16 protein-coding genes are annotated in these 17,127 nt (G+C 72.3%); 14 read left to right on the top strand and 2 right to left on the bottom strand.

Annotated elements, in window-relative coordinates; translation table 11 throughout:
- Window position 1: 1 nt before the first annotated feature.
- The 8 genes from KBX50_RS08035 (at window position 2) to KBX50_RS08000 (ending at window position 7,025) form a co-directional block, all read left to right on the top strand.
- Window positions 2–742 carry a hypothetical protein gene (locus KBX50_RS08035; RefSeq protein ID WP_210935930.1) on the top strand — a complete coding sequence of 247 codons (741 nt, stop codon included), beginning with the start codon at window positions 2–4 and terminating at the stop codon, window positions 740–742.
- 318 nt (window positions 743–1,060) lie between these two features.
- Window positions 1,061–2,296 carry an ergothioneine biosynthesis glutamate--cysteine ligase EgtA gene (gene egtA, locus KBX50_RS08030; RefSeq protein ID WP_210935929.1) on the top strand — a complete coding sequence of 412 codons (1,236 nt, stop codon included), beginning with the start codon at window positions 1,061–1,063 and terminating at the stop codon, window positions 2,294–2,296.
- Window positions 2,293–3,627 (top strand): ergothioneine biosynthesis protein EgtB, encoded by a 1,335-nt coding sequence (egtB, locus tag KBX50_RS08025; protein ID WP_210935928.1) that lies wholly within the window; start codon window positions 2,293–2,295, stop codon window positions 3,625–3,627. Before egtA ends, egtB begins: the two co-directional genes overlap by 4 nt.
- Before the next feature lie 22 nt (window positions 3,628–3,649).
- Complete coding sequence (gene egtC, locus KBX50_RS08020; RefSeq protein WP_210936017.1) at window positions 3,650–4,396, top strand: ergothioneine biosynthesis protein EgtC; 747 nt, start codon at window positions 3,650–3,652, stop codon at window positions 4,394–4,396.
- Window positions 4,397–4,471: 75 nt separating this feature from the next.
- Entirely contained in the window at window positions 4,472–5,437 is a 966-nt protein-coding gene (egtD, locus tag KBX50_RS08015) for an L-histidine N(alpha)-methyltransferase (protein WP_210935927.1), read from the top strand.
- Window positions 5,438–5,706: 269 nt separating this feature from the next.
- Window positions 5,707–6,294: a TMEM165/GDT1 family protein gene (locus KBX50_RS08010; protein ID WP_210935922.1), complete on the top strand. Its 588-nt coding sequence runs from the start codon at window positions 5,707–5,709 to the stop codon at window positions 6,292–6,294.
- Window positions 6,295–6,387: 93 nt separating this feature from the next.
- Window positions 6,388–6,738 carry a DUF1622 domain-containing protein gene (locus KBX50_RS08005; RefSeq protein ID WP_093402707.1) on the top strand — a complete coding sequence of 117 codons (351 nt, stop codon included), beginning with the start codon at window positions 6,388–6,390 and terminating at the stop codon, window positions 6,736–6,738.
- Window positions 6,735–7,025, top strand: a complete 291-nt coding sequence (locus tag KBX50_RS08000; RefSeq protein WP_210935920.1) for a DUF1622 domain-containing protein — start codon at window positions 6,735–6,737, stop codon at window positions 7,023–7,025. The genes KBX50_RS08005 and KBX50_RS08000 overlap by 4 nt, the downstream gene beginning before the upstream one ends.
- Before the next feature lie 18 nt (window positions 7,026–7,043).
- On the opposite strand, the gene nhaA is transcribed toward KBX50_RS08000, so the two are convergent.
- The gene (gene nhaA / locus KBX50_RS07995; RefSeq protein WP_210935917.1) at window positions 7,044–8,375 is read right to left on the bottom strand and encodes a Na+/H+ antiporter NhaA; all 1,332 of its coding nucleotides are present in this window, start codon (window positions 8,373–8,375) and stop codon (window positions 7,044–7,046) included.
- A gap of 369 nt (window positions 8,376–8,744) precedes the next feature.
- Here nhaA and KBX50_RS07990 point away from each other — a divergent pair, with 369 nt between their 5' ends.
- A complete protein-coding gene (locus tag KBX50_RS07990) occupies window positions 8,745–10,211 on the top strand; it encodes a polysaccharide biosynthesis tyrosine autokinase (RefSeq protein WP_210935916.1) in 1,467 nt (488 codons plus the stop codon).
- Here the strand turns inward: KBX50_RS07990 and KBX50_RS07985 are convergent.
- A complete protein-coding gene (locus tag KBX50_RS07985; RefSeq protein ID WP_093402710.1) occupies window positions 10,192–10,746 on the bottom strand; it encodes a low molecular weight phosphatase family protein in 555 nt (184 codons plus the stop codon). The genes KBX50_RS07990 and KBX50_RS07985 overlap by 20 nt on opposite strands.
- 162 nt (window positions 10,747–10,908) lie before the next feature.
- Between KBX50_RS07985 and KBX50_RS07980 the strand changes: the two genes are divergently transcribed.
- The 5 genes from KBX50_RS07980 to KBX50_RS07960 all read left to right on the top strand — a co-directional run bounded on the left by KBX50_RS07980 (window position 10,909) and on the right by KBX50_RS07960 (window position 17,118).
- Window positions 10,909–12,162, top strand: coding sequence for a glycosyltransferase family 4 protein (locus KBX50_RS07980; protein WP_210935915.1), 1,254 nt, complete (start codon window positions 10,909–10,911; stop codon window positions 12,160–12,162).
- 81 nt (window positions 12,163–12,243) lie between these two features.
- A complete protein-coding gene (locus tag KBX50_RS07975) occupies window positions 12,244–14,028 on the top strand; it encodes a DUF4012 domain-containing protein (protein ID WP_210935913.1) in 1,785 nt (594 codons plus the stop codon).
- Between the two features lie 13 nt (window positions 14,029–14,041).
- On the top strand, window positions 14,042–14,674 hold the full coding sequence (locus KBX50_RS07970) for a hypothetical protein (RefSeq protein ID WP_210935912.1): 633 nt from the start codon (window positions 14,042–14,044) through the stop codon (window positions 14,672–14,674).
- Between the two features lie 465 nt (window positions 14,675–15,139).
- The gene (locus KBX50_RS07965; protein WP_247673299.1) at window positions 15,140–16,078 is read left to right on the top strand and encodes a cell wall-active antibiotics response protein; all 939 of its coding nucleotides are present in this window, start codon (window positions 15,140–15,142) and stop codon (window positions 16,076–16,078) included.
- Between the two features lie 86 nt (window positions 16,079–16,164).
- On the top strand, window positions 16,165–17,118 hold the full coding sequence (locus KBX50_RS07960) for a pirin family protein (protein ID WP_247673344.1): 954 nt from the start codon (window positions 16,165–16,167) through the stop codon (window positions 17,116–17,118).
- The last annotated feature ends 9 nt before the right edge of the window (window positions 17,119–17,127 follow it).

The raw sequence follows: 17,127 nt of genomic DNA, 5'->3' as shown, positions 1-17,127 counted from the left end.
CATGCGCGGACTGCGAGTGATGCTGAGCCGGTCGCGACGCGGCGACCACGAGCGGCTACTGGACGCCGCACCGCACGCCCGACCCACGCGGACGGCGCCGGCTCCGACCGGCCCGCTCGCCGACCTGTTGCGGGCCGCTGCCGGTCCGGCGCGGGAGCGGGAACTGGCCGGCGAGGAGGCTGCCGTCGCGGCGTTCCGCGCCGCCCGCCAACCTGGGACGGCGGGGTCGACGCCCCGGCGACGACGGCGCCGGTTCACTGTCGGCGTGGTGGCCTGGGTCGCCGGGCTGGCGGTCACCGCCACTGCGGGCGTCGCCCTGGCAGCGGCCGGCCTGGACGGCTCCGGTCCGGCCCTGCCGCCGGTTGTCACCAGCCCCGCCGCGCCGGCACCCACCATCGACGCGACCCCTCCCGGGGAGGCCGTGCCCACCGGTGCGGCCACCGCAGCCCCGACCTCCCCACCTGCGCTGTCGCCGAGCACGTCGGTGCGGCCACCGGGCGCCTCGGCGACGCCGAGCCCGGGGGCCAGCGGGAACGTCGGCCCCGGAAACTCGGACAACACCACGGACCGTGCGGGCCTCTGTCGGGCCTATCTGGCCAAGTCGGAACGGCAGCGGGAGAAGGCGCTGCGTACGCCGGCCTTCGAGGAGCTGGTGGTCGCGGCCGGCGGCGCGGAACACGTCGAGGAGTACTGCCACGGCCTGCGGGACGACCCGGCGCCGACCGGAAGCGCCGCCGACTGAGTCCCACCGGACACCTCGGTCGGGCGGTCCGGCGGTGGGGCGGTCCGGCGGTCCGCGCGAAGACGAAACCTCTTCCGCGCGAGCCGAATTTGACCGAATCGTGAAATCCGTTCGACGGACGGTTGGCCCCTGCTACACAGATGGTGGCGGAGCTGCCGAGACCGGACCCGGGTGAATCGCCTCGTCAACCTGCCACCGAAGGCGACATGCCAGGCGTCCGGAGCTGATGCGCCGGCACCGTGCCGTTCAGGTTCACCCGGATTTGATGTCACCGGGGTGGGCTACCGTGGCGGCGGATCGATCGGGAAGGAGCCACGCATGGTGATGTCACCGGAGGTGGACCGGATCCCGGTGCTGCGGGACCGTGCCGCCGCGGCCCGGCACCTCGCCCGGATCTGCTTCAAGACCGGTCCACCCACCCTCACCGGCGTCGAGCTGGAATGGACGGTCCACGACGCCGTCGATCCGGTTCGCCCCGTCGACGCCGCGCGGCTGCGCGCGGCACTGGGGCCGTACGGCCCCACCACGCTGGACCCGACCAGCCCCGCCCTGCACCTGCTCCGGGGCGGCGTGATGACCGTCGAGCCGGGCGGGCAACTGGAGATCTCCACCCCACCGCGAGCCTGCGTCGCCGAGCTGATCGAGGCCACCCAGTCCGACGTGGAGCAGGCCACCAGACTGTTGGACGCCGCCGGCTTGACTCTCGGCCGGGCCGGCATCGACCCGTACCGACGCCCCCGGCCGGTGATCGACACCCCCCGCTACCGCGCGATGCGCCAGGTCTTCGACCGTCGCGGGCCCGACGGGCGGACGATGATGTACAGCACCGCCGGCCTGCAGATCTGTCTCGACGCCGGGCAGCCTGAGCAACTCCCGGTCCGTTGGCAACTGGTACACGCGGTCGGGCCGTCCCTGCTCGCCGCCTTCGCCACCGCCAACCGACACGCCGGCCGTGACACCGGCTGGGCGTCGGCCCGGATGGGCGCGTGGTGGCGCATTGATCCCGCCCGCACCGCCCCGGTCTGGACGCCCGCCGAAGCCGACCGGGATCCGGTCGCCACCTGGACGGCCTACGTCCTGGCCGCGCCGCTGCTCTGCGTGCGCGGCGACGGTCCGGACTGGACAGCTCCGCCGGACGTGACCTTCGCCGACTGGGTCGACGGGGCGCTGCACCGACCGCCCCGCCTCGACGACCTGGAATACCACGTCAGCACCCTCTTCCCGCCGGTGCGTCCGCGTGGCTACCTGGAGATCCGCTACTTCGACGCCCAACCGGGGCGGGACTGGATCCTGCCGTTGGCGGTGCTCAGCGCACTGCTCAGCGGGCCCGACACGATCGACGCGGCGATGGCGGTGGCCGCGCCCACCGCCGACAGCTGGCGCCGCGCCGCGCGGCACGGCCTGCGGGACGCCACCCTGGCCCGGGCCGCCGCGGGTCTGCTCGACCTGGCCCGGACCGCGCTCCCGCGGCTGGAACTGCCGCCGGCCCTGCACCGGGAGATCGACCACGGATTACGACGGCGGTGTGCCGCCGCGGAGAGGAGTCAGCCGTGACCGAGATCGGCACCGACCGAGACGCCGAGGGGTTGCGTGGCCGGATCGCGGCGGAGCTGGCGCGTACCCGCGCCCGTACCGCCATGCTGACCGAGGCGGTGGACGACGACGACCTGATGCGTCAGCACTCACCGTTGATGTCCCCGCTGGTGTGGGACCTGGCGCACGTGGGCAACCAGGAGGAGCTCTGGCTGGTGCGTGACGTCGGCGGGCGCGAACCGGTCCGGTGTGACATCGACGACCTGTACGACGCGTTCAAGCAGCCGCGTCGGGATCGCCCGTCGTTGCCGCTGCTGCCGCCGCCGGAGGCCCGGGCGTACGTGGCCACGGTCCGGGAGAAGGTGTACGACCTGCTGGACCGCGTCACCTTCGACAGCGGTCGGCTGGTCACCGACGGCTTCGCCTTCGGCATGATCGTGCAGCACGAGCAGCAGCACGACGAGACGATGCTCGCCACCCACCAGTTGCGTTCCGGCCCGGTGGCGTTGCACGCGCCGCCGCCACCCGAGCCGACCGTACGGGTGCCCGCCGAGGTGCTGGTGCCCGCCGGCCCGTTCGTCATGGGCACCGACACCGACCCGTGGGCCCTGGACAACGAGCGCCCCGCCCACCGGGTGGACCTGCCCGCGTACGTCATCGACGCCGCGCCGGTGACCAACGGTGCGTACCGCGCGTTCATCGCGGACGGGGGATACGACGACCCGCGCTGGTGGACCGAGGCGGGCTGGCGGCACCGCCGCGAGGCCGGGCTCAGCGCGCCGATGCACTGGCGGCGGGACGGAGACGGCTGGGCCTACCTGCGGTTCGGCAGGTGGGACGGGGTCCGCGACGATGAGCCGGTGGTGCACGTCTGCTTCCACGAGGCGCGGGCGTACGCCACCTGGGCGGGCAAGCGGCTGCCCACCGAGGCGGAGTGGGAGAAGGCCGCCCGGTGGGATCCGGCGACCGGCCGGTCCCGGCGCTATCCGTGGGGCGACGAGGATCCGACCTCCGCGCACGCCAACCTGGGCCAGCGGCACCTGTCGCCGGCACCGGTAGGCGCCTACCCGGCGGGCGTCTCGCCGCTCGGCGTGCATCAACTCATCGGCGACGTGTGGGAATGGACCGCCACCCCGTTCCGGGGCTACCCGGGCTTCGCCGCCTTTCCCTACCGGGAGTACTCCGAGGTCTTCTTCGGCGACGACTACCAGGTGCTGCGGGGCGGTTCGTTCGGTACCGACCAGGCGGCGTGCCGCGGCACGTTCCGAAACTGGGACTATCCCATCCGGCGGCAGATCTTCAGCGGCTTCCGCTGCGCCCGTGACGTTCGGCCCGACGAGGCGCATCGGTGACGGCCGGGAAGCCGGTCGCCTGATGTGCCGACACCTGGCCTATCTGGGGCCACCGGTGACCCTGCGGGAGCTGCTGTTCGACCCGCCGCACTCGCTGCTACGCCAGTCCTGGGCCCCCCGCGACATGCGCGGCGGCGGGACCATCAACGCCGACGGCTTCGGCGTCGGGTGGTACCCGGACGGCGAGACGCCGGTGCGGTACCGCCGGGCGCAGCCCATCTGGAGCGACCCGACCATCGCCGAGCTGGCCGCGGTCACCTCCACCGGCGCGGTGCTGGCCGCCGTCCGCTCAGCCACCGTCGGGATGGCGATCGTCGACACCGCCGCCGCTCCCTTCGCCGAGGGGCGGTGGCTGTTCAGCCACAACGGTGTGGTCCGGGGCTGGCCCGACTCGATGGTCCCGCTCGCCGCCGAGCTACCCGTACGGGACCTGCTCACCCTCGACGCGACGACCGACTCGGCACTGCTGTGGGCGCTGGTCCGTGACCGGTTGCGGGCCGGTGTCGCGCCGGCCCGGGCGGTCGCCGAGACGGTGACCTCGGTGGCTGCGGCGGCCCCCGGCTCCCGGCTCAACCTGCTGCTCACCGACGGGCACACGGTGGTCGCCAGCGCGGCCGGGCACGCCCTGTCACTGCGTGCCACACCCGCGTCGGTGCTGCTGGCCTCCGAACCGCACGACGACGGACCGGGCTGGCGTGAGGTGCCCGACGGGCAGCTCGTGCAGGCCACGGCGACCGATCTGCGCCAGCAGGCGTTGGCGGCGTGGTGAGGCGTCCGGGCGGGGGACCGCCGAGCAGGCCCGGGTCCGCACGCATGTGTCAGACACGACGGAAGGGGACAGCAGATGGGCGCTGAGCCGCTCGAGATCCACCTCGACGACCGGGACATCAGTCGCAGCCTGCGTCGGGATGTCCGCGTGGGGCTGACCGCCGCGGCGAAGTGGCTGCCGCCGAAGTGGTTCTACGACTCCCGGGGCAGCGAACTCTTCGACGAGATCACCCGACTGCCCGAGTACTACCCGACCCGGGCCGAGCGGGCCGTCCTGGCCGCGCAGGCGACAGAGATCGCCGAGCTGACCGGCGCGAAGACGCTCATCGAGCTGGGTTCCGGTTCCTCGGAGAAGACCCGCCTGCTGCTGGACGCCTTCACCCAGCGTGGGGGGCTCGGTACGTTCGTGCCGCTGGACGTGTCGGTCAGCGCGCTGGCCGGGTCCACCGCCGCCCTCGCCGCCGACTATCCGGGGCTGCGGGTCCGTGGCATCGTCGGGGACTTCACGCGCCACCTGGCGCACCTGCCGACCGGCGGGCGGCGGCTGGTGATCTTCCTCGGTGGCACGATCGGCAACCTGCTGCCGGAGGAGCGGGCGGAGTTCGTCGCCGGGATGCGGGCCGCGCTGGAGGCGGGTGACTGGCTGCTGGTCGGTACCGACCTGGTCAAGGATCCGGCGGTGATCGTGCCCGCGTACGACGACGCGGCAGGGGTGACCGCGGAGTTCAACCGCAATGTGTTGCGGGTGCTCAACCGGGAACTCGGCGCCGACTTCGATCCGGCGGGGTTCGCCCATGTCGCCCTCTGGAATCCGGACCAGGAGTGGATCGAGATGCGGCTGCGGGCGGAGCGATCCATGCGGGTCACGGTGCTCGACCTGAACGTCGACTTCGCCGTCGGTGAGGACCTGCGTACCGAGGTGTCGGCGAAGTTCCGCCCGGAAGGGATCTCGCGCGAGCTGGCCGCCGCCGGTTTCCGCACCGAGCGGTTCTGGACCGATCCGGACGGCCTGTTCGGGGTGACCCTCGCGCGCGCCGAATGAGCGCCGCCGAGCGGCGGAGCTGATCAGCTCGGCACCGGGGTTCGGCGGCGGTCACGCCGGGCCCCGGTGATCCGGGCGCGGACGATCGGCTAGGCTGGGCGCAGCGAAGGGGAGTAGCCCATAACGTCGTGGTCGACATACTGGTGCGTCACGCATCCGGCCACCCGGCCTCGTTTCGGCGAGGCGGGCGAGACCTTCGACCCAGGCTGTTACGGCCGGGTCGAGGGCGTCCCCACACCCTTCTCCCGGTCTGATCCGGGAAGGACATCATGGACGGGTTCCTCGCCGCGCTGGTGATCAGCTTCGGCGTCATCTTCGTCGCCGAACTGGGAGACAAGTCCCAGCTCATGGCGCTGGCCTTCGCCACCAGGTACCGCACGGTGCCGGTGCTGATCGGCATCACCGTCGCCACCACAGTGGTGCACCTCGCCTCGGTGGCGATCGGCCACGGCCTCGGCGCGACCCTGCCGACCGGCTGGATCTCGCTGCTGGCAGGTCTGGCCTTCCTCGGCTTCGGCGCGTGGACGCTGCGGGGCGACCGGCTCACCGAGGACGACGAGCGCCGTGCCGCCCGCGGCGGCAGATCAGCCGTGATCACCGTCGGCGTCGCCTTCTTCCTCGCCGAGTTGGGCGACAAGACGATGCTTGCGACCATCACGCTGGCCACCCAGTACGGTTGGTTCGGCACCTGGATCGGCTCGACGATCGGCATGGTCCTGGCGGACGCGTTGGCGATCATCGCCGGTCGGCTGCTCGGTCGGAAACTGCCGGAACGAACCATCAGGTACGGCGCTGCCACGCTCTTCGCCATCAGCGGCGGGTGGCTGATCATCGACGCGGTGGCCCAGTTGCGCTGACCGCCGTCGGCCTGCCCGGCGGTTGCGGTGACCGGCCCGTCGTCGTACGACCCGGTGCCGACTACCCGCAGGCAGGCCGGGTAAGGCGTCGGGGTGGACGTCGAGGTGATCCTCCAACGGGGCCACCAGTTGCTGGTGACCGCGGTGGAACTCGTCGGCGCGTTCGTCATCGTCGTCGGTGCGACGCTGGCCGCGCTGCGGTTCGTGGTCGACGGGCTGCGCCACCGCGACGCCGCCGTGTTCACCCGGATCCGGCTGTCCCTGGGGCGCTTCCTCACCCTCGGCCTGGAATTCCAGCTGGCGGCGGACATCCTGCGGACCGCGCTGTCGCCGACCTTCGCGCAGATCGGCCAGCTGGCCGCCATCGCGGCCATCCGGACGGTGCTGAACTACGTGCTGGGACGCGAGATCGAACACGAACAGCGGCAGGTCGACAACCGATGAGGATGCTGCTGTCCGCCCTCATCACCGCGCTCGGTGTACTCGCGGCGACGGTGGCGTTGCTGACCACCGGCTCCCGTACGACGGCCCTGGGGGTGCTGCTCGACATGCTGCTCGCCGCCGGCCTGCTGCGGCTGACCGGGGAGCAGTCCTGGACGGAGATCGCCGTACTGGTGGCGATCGTGGCACTGCGCCTGCTGGTGCGTACCGCGCTGACCGCGGATTTCCGGCGACGGGCGAGAGAGGCGAAACGCCCGGCCGAGCGGGTCGGCCGGGCGTTTCCGCGATGAGTGCGGCGTGGAACGCGGTCAGCCGCGGGGCTTCTGGTAGACGTCCGGCACACCGTCCTGGTCCTGGTCGACCTGCTCCTTGAGGGCGATCGCGCGGTACACCTTGTTGCGCCGCCGCAGCACGACGGTGGCCAGCAGCGCCGAGATCAACGAGCCGGCCAGCACCGCCGCCTTGACGTTGTCGCCCTCGCCGCCGTCGGAGCCGAAGGCCAGCTCGCCGATGAGCAGCGACACGGTGAACCCGATACCGGCCAGGAACGACACGCCGAGCAGGTCCGACCAGCTGATGTCCTCGTCCAGGCTGGCCCGGGTGAACCGGGCCAGCAGGAAGGTGGAGCCGAGGATGCCGACGCACTTGCCGACGACGAGGCCGAGCACGATGCCGAGGACGATCGGGTCGGTGATCACCGCGCCGAGGTCCGCGCCCCGCAGGGACACCCCAGCGGCGAAGAACGCGAAGACCGGTACCGCGAAGCCGGCCGATATCGGCCGCCACACGTGCTCCAGGTGCTCGGCGAGGCCCGGCATCGGGCGACCGCCGGGGCTGCCCTTGCCGGCGAGCACCGGCACGGTGAAGCCCAGCAGCACGCCCGCCACTGTGGCGTGCACTCCGGAGGAGTGCACCAGGGTCCAGGCGATCACGGCGAGCGGGATGAGCGCCCACCACCAGGTGCGGCGACGCTGCACCAGCAGGCCGAACAGGGCGATCGGCACCAGCGCGGCGAGCAGCGGGACGATGCTGAAGTCGTCGGTGTAGAAGATCGCGATGATGGTGATGGCCAGCAGGTCGTCGACGACGGCCAGGGTGAGCAGGAAGGCGCGCAGTCCCTGCGGGAGGTAGGCCCCGATCACGGCCAGCACCGCCAGTGCGAACGCGATGTCGGTGGCGGTCGGGATCGCCCAGCCGCGCAGTCCGTCGCCACCACCGGCGACGTTGACGGCCACGAAGATCAGTGCCGGCACGACCATTCCGCCGACCGCCGCCACCACCGGCAGCGCCGCCCGTCGCGGGTCACGCAATTCGCCGGCGACGAACTCGCGCTTGAGCTCCAACCCGACCACGAAGAAGAAGATGGCCAGCAGGCCGTCGGCGGCCCAGGTGGCCAGGTCGAGGTCGAGATGCAACGCCGTGCCGCCCGACCAGGGCACCCACCGCCCCAGCTCCGCGTAGGCGTCACCCCACGGCGAGTTCGCCCAGACCAGCGCGATCACGGCACCGAGGAGCAGCAGGGCGCCGCCGACGGTCTCCGTGCGCAGCACGTCGGCCAGGAAACGCGCCTCGGGCCAGGAGGTACGGGCGAAGAGGCCGCGCACGCCGCGGCGCTCGGGGGGCGGAGTCTGATCGGTCATACGTGAGGTCCACCTCGTCGGTCAGAGGGCAGCACGGCACCATCGCCGACCAGGCTTCCCGGCACACCCGTGCAAGACCCTATCCAGTGCCGACGACCGTCGCGAGCGGGGCGAACGCGACTCTTCCCACAGCAGGGCCGAGAGTCACCCGAAGTGCTCGGCGAAGACACCGCATTTTTTCCGGGTCGGAGCGATTCCGACAGACCCCCGGTCCGGTTGGTCACTGCGGGCACGATCCGCCATTGAGAAAATACCTAACTCCGGACATAAGCCGCATGAACCGCTTTAATGGTTTCACGAGATTGAGTCGACCTTGGGGGTTTTCGTGAAGTTCTTTGGCGTTACCGGCCCGGTACGGAGGCCCGCCTGATGGACCTGTACCGCCAACTACGCCTGGTGCGCCGGCACTGGTGGATCGTCCTGGTCACCCTCATGGTGGCCCTGGGCGTGACCGCGCTGGTCACCGTGCGGGCCCAGCCTCGCTACGTCGCCTCGGTCACCTTCTTCGTCACCACGCCGAGCCAGGGTGTCACCGATGCCTACCAGGGCGGGCTCTTCCTCCAGCAGCGGGTGAAGTCCTACGCGGAGCTGCTGACCAGCGACCGGCTGGCGCAGGCCGCGGTGGCCGACAACCAGCTCGGGCTGACCGCGGAGGAGATTCAGCGTCGGGTCAGCACCTCCACCGAGACCGGCACGGTGCTGCTGCGGGCGTCGGTGACCGACACCGACCAGACCCGGGCGCTGCGGGTGACCGAGGCGCTCTCGGCGAAGTTCGTCGAACTCGTACAGAAGGTCGAGGCGCGGCCGGACGGCAGCCCGGGGCCGATCAAGATCGAGGTGGTAAGTGGGCCACGGGTGACCCCGACGCCGGTGTCGCCGCAGCCGGTACGCAACACCGCGATCGGCGCCCTGCTCGGCCTGCTGGCCGGCGTCGGGCTGGCGATTCTGCGTGGCATGGCCGATGTCCGGCTGCGCGACGCGGCCGGCCTGCAGCGGGTGACCGGCAGCCCGCTGCTCGGTGAGATCCCGATCGACGCCAGCGCACGGTCGGCCCCACTGATCGTCGGCGACGCCGCCACCTCGGCGCGGGCCGAGGCCGTCCGCAAGCTGAGGACGAACCTGCGCTTCGTCGACGTGCACGAGCCGGCCCGGGTCATCGCGGTGACCAGCGCCCTGCAGGGAGAAGGCAAGACCACCCTGTCGTGCAACCTGGCGATCGCCCTGGCCGAGGCGGGCTGGCGGGTCCTGCTGGTCGACGCCGACCTGCGTCGTCCGAAGGTCGGCGACTACCTGGGCATCGACCCGGGGGTCGGGCTGACCGACGTGCTCGTCGGCGACGTGCAGGTGGGCGACGTGGTCCAGCGCTGGGGCGACAAGTCGCTGCTGGTGCTGCCCAGCGGCTCGGCGCCACCCAACCCGAGCGAGCTGCTCGGCTCCAAGGCCATGTCGGATCTGCTGCTCGCCCTGCGTGAATCCGCCGACATCGTCATCATCGACACAGCGCCGCTGCTCGCGGTCACCGACGGTGTGGTGGTCGCCGTGCAGGCCGACGGCGCGCTGCTGGTCACCCAGCAGGGACGTACCTCGCGGGCCCAGGTCGCCGCAGCCGCCCGGGCCCTGCACTCGGTCTCGGTGCGGCTGCTGGGCTGCGTACTCAACATGGCCCGGGTGCCCAAGGCCGAGGCGTACCAGTACGAGGCCTACCGGGTGGTCGCCGCCGCGGCCGGTGGCCAGTCGGTGCCGACGGACCGCAGCCGGGGCGGCCGGCATGCCGAGCGGGCCCACACCGGCGAGGTGAGCGACCACACGCAGGAACTCACCCGGCTGTCCCGATGAGCGTGGCCAGGGGGCGCAGCGCCCGGTCGATCTCCTCCGCGCAGCGTCGGAAGTCCTCCGGGGTGCCCCCCACGGGGTCGCGCAGGTCGTCCGCATCGCCGGGGGCGGGCTGCAATCGGCCCCGGGCCAGTGCGGCCGCGGCCACCGCGGCCCGTACCGGATCGTCCTGCTCGTCCGGCGGTGGTTCGGCCGCCGCGGCGAGCCGGCCGAACTGGCGCAGCGTGAAGGTCCGGTGCAGCGCCGCCGGCGCCAGCGCGGTGCAGATGGAGCGCTGGCGCCGGGTGGCGGTCAGCACCAGCACCGCCCCGGTGAGATGTTCCGGCAGCAGCCGCCGGCTGCGGAACGACGCCGGGTCCTCGCCGGTCTCGGCGGCGATAGCCGCCGCGTACGGATGCATGGCCAGGCCCTCGACGGCGTCGGTGCCGGCGCTGGCCACCGTCACCGGTTGCCCGGTGAGCAGGCGACGGGCGGCGTACTCGGCCATCGGTGACCGGCACAGGTTGGCGTGGCAGACGAAGAGCACCCCGCTGAGCATGTGGAACCCCCTGGACGACGCGGTCGCGGGCGGTGGCACCGCGACGTTGGACGGTCGCCGGCGGCGTCCGCCCGGTGAGGGGATGTCGAGATCGTACGCATTCGTCGCGTCCCCGGTCCCGGGCGGCGCGCCGAACCGATGCGAGGGGACGGGGGTGTCCGGGTGCGAATCGGGATGGTGACGTACCACTTTCCACCGGAGCCGGCGTTCATCCCCGGCAGCCTCGCCGAGGAACTCGCGGCGCGGGGCCACGAGGTACGGGTTCTCACCGGCTTCCCCGACTATCCCGGCGGGCACGTGTACCCGGGGTGGCGGCAGCGTTGGCACCATGAGACCCGCAGCCGGGGGCTGACCGTGCGGCGGGTGCCCCGGTACAGCACCGGCGACGTCACCGTACGCGGCCGGATGGCCTCCTGGCTGACCTTCGCCGGCAGCGCCGCGCTGGTGGGTCGCCGCTTCCTGGCCGGTGTGGACGTGCTGTACGTGCATCAGCCGCCGGCTGCCGTGTTCGCCTCGGCGGCCCTGCTACGCCTGCTCGGTCCGGTGCCGCTGGTACTGCACGTGCCGGACGTCTGGGCCGAACAGGTTCCCGAGGCCGTCGACGACGGCCGGTGGGCGGCGCGGGTGCGGGCGGCCACCCTCCGGACCTACCGCGCTGCCAGCCGGGTCGCGGTGACCACGCCGTCCCTGCGGGACGCGGTGCTGGCGGACGGGATCGACCAGGCGCGGGTCCGGGTGGTGCTCAACTGGACCGACGAGCGGATCTTCCGTCCGGTGTCGGCCAGTCCGGCCGCCCGGCGGTTGGTCCGCCGGGACGAGCGGTGCGTGGTGATGCACGCCGGCACCATCGGGGCGCGGCAGGGACTGGACACGGCGGTACGCGCGGCGGCAGCCCTGGGCGAGACCGTGGATCTGGTCCTGGTCGGCTCGGGCTCCGACGAGCGGCGGGTGCGGGGTCTCGCCACCGAGCTGCGAGCCGACAACGTCCGGTTCGTGGACCGGCGTTCCCCGTTGGACATGCCCGAGCTGTACGCCGCCGCCGACTACCAGCTGGTCATGGTGCGCGATCTACCCGAGCTGCGCAGCAGCGTCCCGGACAAGCTCCAAGCGGCGCTGTCCTGCGGCGCACCGGTGGTCGCCTCGGCCGGCGGCGACACCGCGACGCTCGTCGAACGGGCCCGGGCGGGGCTGTCCTGCCCGCCGGAGGACTGGGCCAGCCTGGCGGACCGGCTCTGGCTAGCGGCGCAGATCCCCGCACCGGCGCGGGCCGAGATGGGGCGGCGCGGTCGAGAAGCGTACCTCCGGGAGATGTCGCTGCCGTCGGGCGTGGACCGGATCGAGGAGCTGCTGCGCGAGGCGGCGGCCACCGGCACCAGGCATGCCACGGAAGCCGAACGAACCTCTCGTAACGCCTGATCCCGTCATTAACACACCGAACCCACCGTTAGGTGTTAAGAACAATGTGGTCTTCTGTCCGTTTTTGGAAAGAGGTGTGATGTGTCGGAGAGCGAGAGCCCTCGACGGCGGCGTAGCCGATCCCGCCGCCGTCGGCGCGCCCGACTGCGTCGCATCCTGCTGACCACGTTGGTGGTCGCCTCGTTGGTGCTGGGTCTCACCGGGTGGGTCGGTTTCCGTGGCTGGCAGGCGCGTGCTCACCTGGTCAACGCCGCCGGCCTGGCCGGTGAACTCAGCGCCCATCTGGTCGGTGGCGACACCGCACGCGCGCAGCGGACCCTCGCCGCCCTGCAGGAGCAGTCCGGCGCGGCGCGGCGGGCCACCGGGGACCCCGGATGGTGGCTCGGCCGACAGGCCCCGGTGGCCGGGGCGAACCTCACCGCGGTCCGGCAGATCGCCATCGCCATCGACGACCTGGCCCGCCAGGCGTTCCCGGCGCTGCTCCGAGTCGACCTCGGTGGGCTGATCCCGCAGGAGGGTCGGCTGGACCTGACCGGCCTGCGTGCCGTCACCGATGACCTGGTCGCGGTGCACGCCGCGGTGCAGCGGACCCGCACGGAGTTGGCCGAGGTCTCCGGTGACCGGCTGGTCGAGCAGGTTCGGCGTGCTCTGACGGAGCTGCGTGGCGAGATCGACCAGTTGGCCGCGATGACCTCGGCGGCGGACCGGGCGAGCCGGCTGTTGCCGCCGCTGCTGGGCGTGGACGGGCCGCGACGCTATCTGCTGGTGTCGCAGAACTCCGCGGAGCTGCGCGCGACCGGCGGCATGTTCGGCGCGTACGCGGTCATCGAGGCGAACAAGGGCCGGGTCACCTTGGGCGCCCAGGGCAGCAGTTCAAGCCTCGGCCGGTTCACCCAGCCGCTGAAGATCCCGGCGGAGGTGCGCGCCCTCTGGGGAGAGCTGCCCGGCATCTATCCGGCGGATGTGAACCTCAGCCCGCACTTCCCGACCGCGGCGGCGTTGTACCGGGAGATGTACCGGCGGCACAGCGGGGAGACGGTGGACGGCGTCCTGGCCGTCGACCCGGTGGTGCTGTCGTACCTGCTGAAGGCCACCGGGCCGGTGCGGGTGCCGGGTGGCGTGGCGTTGAGTGCCGAGAACGTGGTTCGGACCCTGCTCAGTGACACCTACCAGCGGATGAGTCCGAGAGAACAGGACAGCTTCTTCGCGGGCGCGGCCGCCACCGTCTTCGACACGCTATTCGCCCGGAACGTCCACCCGAATGGGTTGTTGTCCGCATTCAACCGCTCTATACAAGAACGTCGGATACTGTTCTGGAGTGCCCGACCGGAGGAACAGCGGACATTCGGCGACAGCCGGATGGCCGGGACGCTTCCGGAACAGGACACCGTGCCGACGGTCGGCGTGTTCCTCAACGACGGCAGCGGCGCGAAGCTCGGCTACTACCTCCGGCAGACCGCCGACCTGACGGTCGGCGACTGCCACGCCGACGGCCGCCGTGAGCTGAACCTGCGGGTGACGCTCCGGTCCACCGCACCGGCTTCGGGGCTCAGCGAGTCGGTCCTCGGCCTCGGCCGCGCCGGGGATCCGTACACCGTCCGGACGCTCGTGTCGGTGTACGGGCCGGCCGGCGGGGCGGTGCTCGACACCCGAGTCGACGGTGCCGAGACCTCGGTGGGCAACGGCACCGAGCGGCGGCGGCAGGTCGCCACCGTGAACGTCGAGATCGGACCGGGCGGGACCCGCACGTTGGAGGTCTCGCTGTTGACCGGCAAGACGGACAGCGGAGCGGCCGAACTGTGGCTGACCCCGACCGCCACCCCATGGACCACCCATGTTGTTACCGCACCAAGCTGTTCTCAGTAGGAGGGAACGAACCATGCGGCTATCCCGCATCATCATGGCGCTCACGGTCGGTCTGGCCGTGGTGGCCGTGCCGGCTGCGGCGGGGGCGGCGCAACCGCAACCGCAGCCGTCGCCAACAGTCACCGATCCGCCCCAGCCACCGCCGTATCCGCCGGTGCTGGCGTCGCTGACGGTGAACCGACCCACCATCTTCCTCGGTGAGACGGTCATCCTGACCGGCCGCAACTTTGGGCCGAACGAGACGGTCGACATCGTCGTCTCGGTGTCGCCGCTGGCCGCACCGGCCGCTGGTACGGCACGGCGCAGCGACGGCAGCACGGTCGCCATGGCGCCGGTGGCGTTCCAGGCCAGCGCGCCGCTGAGCTTCACCGCCCGGACCAACTCCGAAGGGGTCTTCACCCGGCGGTACACGCCGTCGGTGACCGGCCTGCTCACCTTCACCGCGACCGGGCGGGAGTCCGGCCGTACCGCCTCGACCCAGCTGCGGGTGCTGCCCAAGAAGAAGCCGCACCTGCCGGTCACCGGCAGCAGCCTGGACACGCCGATGAAGGTCGGCGGTGGTCTCGTCGCCGCCGGTGCCGTTCTGCTGCTCGGCACGCTGGCGTGGCGGCGGCGCAACCGCTTCGGTGCGGGTGGCGCGAACTGATTCACGATTCCGGGCAGGGCCCGGAGAACGAAGGTACCGGTGCCCGCCGCTCCCTCCGACGGGCACCGGTACCTGTCTGCCCAGCCCACGCCGCGCGCCAGCATCGCCTCGGCGATCCGGGCCTGCGCGTACTCCGGGTGCCGGGCCAGCGCCGGCCCGATGCTCTCCAACACCTCCCGTACGGCCTGGTGGAACTCGGGCTCACCCGGGTTGCGGGCGACCACACTGGCGCACACCGACTCGACCGTCTCCGGCATCACCGACACGTCCCTTCCGGTTCAGGTTCGGCGCCGTTGCCGGGCCTTGGCGGCGTCGCGCCGACCGTCCTCGGATACGGTTCGTCACCGCCGTCCGGTTCGCCGACGGTCCTGGACCAGCTCAGGCACCGGTTCGACGCGTGGTCGACTGATCCGTCCCGCCTCCTGGCGCGTACCCCTCGGTAGGGGACCGTGAAAGGGGCGACCGATGGCCGGATCGGTGCAGGACGGACAGGATCAAACAGCACCGGGGCCAGCCCGGGCGCCATCGATCGAGATCGAGGTGGTGCCGGCGACGCCCACCGATGCCGGAGGCACACCACCGGATCGGCCGGTCTGGTCGCCGGCTGCCCGGCTGCTGGTCGCCGCCGCCGTGCTGGTGCTGGGCCTGGGAGCGGTTGCCGTCGTGGTGATCCTCTCCGACCCGCACCGGCTCGGCCGGGTCTTCTCCGGCGGTACGGACTCGGTGGCCAGCGCGACCGCCGCGCCGGACGACGCCAGCGGACTGGGCGGTGCCGCCCGGGCCGCGCGGGAGAGCCCCGAGGAGGTACGGACCGCGCCGCTGCACGATCGACGGCGGGCCAGCTTCGAGCTGGTCGACGGGCTGGACCGGGTGGATCTGCGGGTCACCGAGTTGGGGGAGGAGCTGTACCGCGTGGTCAGCCCCACCGCGTCCGGCTCGCGGGCACGTCCGGAACTGGTGGGCGATCGGGTGTCGCTGCGGATGGAGCGGACCGGCGAGCAGCCGGGCACGGTCGAGGTGCTGCTGAACGCCCGGGTGTCCTGGAATCTGCGGCTCACCGGTGGGGCCGCCGAGCGACGGATGGATCTGAGCGCCGCCCGGCTGTCCGGACTGGAACTGGTGGGTGGCGCGACCCGGACCGACCTTCGGCTGCCCCGCGTCGACGGGTTGCTCGTGGTGCGGGTCACCGGTGGGGTCAACCAGTTCGACGTCACGGTCACCGACGACGTGCCGGTGCGCGTCCGGGCTGGCTCCGGTGCCGGTTCCGTCGAGCTGTACGGCGAGCGTCGCGACGGCCTCGCCCCGGGTACGGTGCTCGGCTCGCCGGGCTGGGACCGGGCCCCCGAACGGATTTTCCTGGACCTGGTGGCCGGTGCCAACGTGGTGACCGTACGCGGCGGCTGAGCCCCCGTGCGGGGGTACCCGCTCGCCGACCGCCGGGCGGGCGGCCGGGGCGGGCGTAGAGTCGAACCGTGGAGCGTGCCGAAGCGATGCCTGCCGAGACCCGTCCGCCCGGCGTGGCGACGGTCGATCCGGGCAGCGTGCTGCTGCCCGGCCACGACGTGCCGCTGGGTCGCTACACCACGGTGCGTCGGCTGCTGCCGCAGCGCACCCGCCGACTGGTCGGGGCGTGGTGCTTCGTCGATCACTTCGGCCCCGACGATGTGGCCCAACGACCCGGCATGGAGGTGCCGCCGCACCCGCACACCGGTTTGCAGACGGTGACCTGGCTGCTCGACGGCGAGATCCTGCACCGCGACAGCCTCGGGAACCAGCAGCCGATCCGTCCCGGCCAACTCAACGTGATGACCTCGGGTCACGGCATCGCCCACTCCGAACGCTCACCGGCGGAGCACCCGCCCCTGATGCACGGGGTGCAGTTGTGGGTGGCGTTGCCGGACGAGGCCCGAGCCGGCGGGGCCGACTTCACCCACCACGCCGAGCTGCCCCGGTGGCGCGACGGGGATCTCGACGTCACCCTGCTGGTCGGAGAACTCGCCGGAGAACGCTCGCCGGCCCGGGTGCACACCCCGCTGCTCGGCGCGCAACTGGAACTGGCCGGCTCGGCGGTGCCCGGGCTGCCGCTGCGGCGTGACTTCGAGTACGCGCTGCTGGCCCTCGACGGTGCCGGCGAGGTCGACGGACTGCCGCTGGCGCCTGGGGCGCTGCTCTGGCTCGGCTCCGGGCGGGACGTGCTGCGCCTCGGCGGTGCGCCGGGTAGCCGGTTCATGCTGCTCGGTGGCACACCGTTCGAGGAGCCGCTGGTGATGTGGTGGAACTTCGTCGGCCGTGACCACGACGAGATCGTCGCCGCCCGGGAGGACTGGATGGCCGGGCGGCGTTTCGGGGTCGTGGCCGACGACCCGGACCCGCCGCTGCCGGCACCGGCGCTGCCCACCGTCCGGCTCAAGGCCCGCGACCGTTCCGGCGGCTTTCTCGGCTAGTGCGGTGTC

It is taken from the genome of Micromonospora sp. C51 (genome assembly GCF_018070435.1).
GTDB classification, from domain to species: domain Bacteria; phylum Actinomycetota; class Actinomycetes; order Mycobacteriales; family Micromonosporaceae; genus Micromonospora; species Micromonospora sediminimaris.
This window is presented reverse-complemented; position numbering and strand designations above follow the sequence as displayed.

What these genes read in the sequence shown, in the direction of transcription:
- KBX50_RS08035 (WP_210935930.1), top strand. Translation starts at nt 2, where the DNA reads ATGCGCGGACTGCGAGTGATGCTGAGCCGGTCGCGACGCGGCGACCAC.
- egtA (WP_210935929.1), top strand. Translation starts at nt 1,061, where the DNA reads ATGGTGATGTCACCGGAGGTGGACCGGATCCCGGTGCTGCGGGACCGT.
- egtC (WP_210936017.1), top strand. Translation starts at nt 3,650, where the DNA reads ATGTGCCGACACCTGGCCTATCTGGGGCCACCGGTGACCCTGCGGGAG.
- egtD (WP_210935927.1), top strand. Translation starts at nt 4,472, where the DNA reads ATGGGCGCTGAGCCGCTCGAGATCCACCTCGACGACCGGGACATCAGT.
- KBX50_RS08010 (WP_210935922.1), top strand. Translation starts at nt 5,707, where the DNA reads ATGGACGGGTTCCTCGCCGCGCTGGTGATCAGCTTCGGCGTCATCTTC.
- KBX50_RS08000 (WP_210935920.1), top strand. Translation starts at nt 6,735, where the DNA reads ATGAGGATGCTGCTGTCCGCCCTCATCACCGCGCTCGGTGTACTCGCG.
- nhaA (WP_210935917.1), bottom strand. Translation starts at nt 8,375, where the DNA reads ATGACCGATCAGACTCCGCCCCCCGAGCGCCGCGGCGTGCGCGGCCTC.
- KBX50_RS07990 (WP_210935916.1), top strand. Translation starts at nt 8,745, where the DNA reads ATGGACCTGTACCGCCAACTACGCCTGGTGCGCCGGCACTGGTGGATC.
- KBX50_RS07985 (WP_093402710.1), bottom strand. Translation starts at nt 10,746, where the DNA reads ATGCTCAGCGGGGTGCTCTTCGTCTGCCACGCCAACCTGTGCCGGTCA.
- KBX50_RS07970 (WP_210935912.1), top strand. Translation starts at nt 14,042, where the DNA reads ATGCGGCTATCCCGCATCATCATGGCGCTCACGGTCGGTCTGGCCGTG.
- KBX50_RS07965 (WP_247673299.1), top strand. Translation starts at nt 15,140, where the DNA reads ATGGCCGGATCGGTGCAGGACGGACAGGATCAAACAGCACCGGGGCCA.
- KBX50_RS07960 (WP_247673344.1), top strand. Translation starts at nt 16,165, where the DNA reads ATGCCTGCCGAGACCCGTCCGCCCGGCGTGGCGACGGTCGATCCGGGC.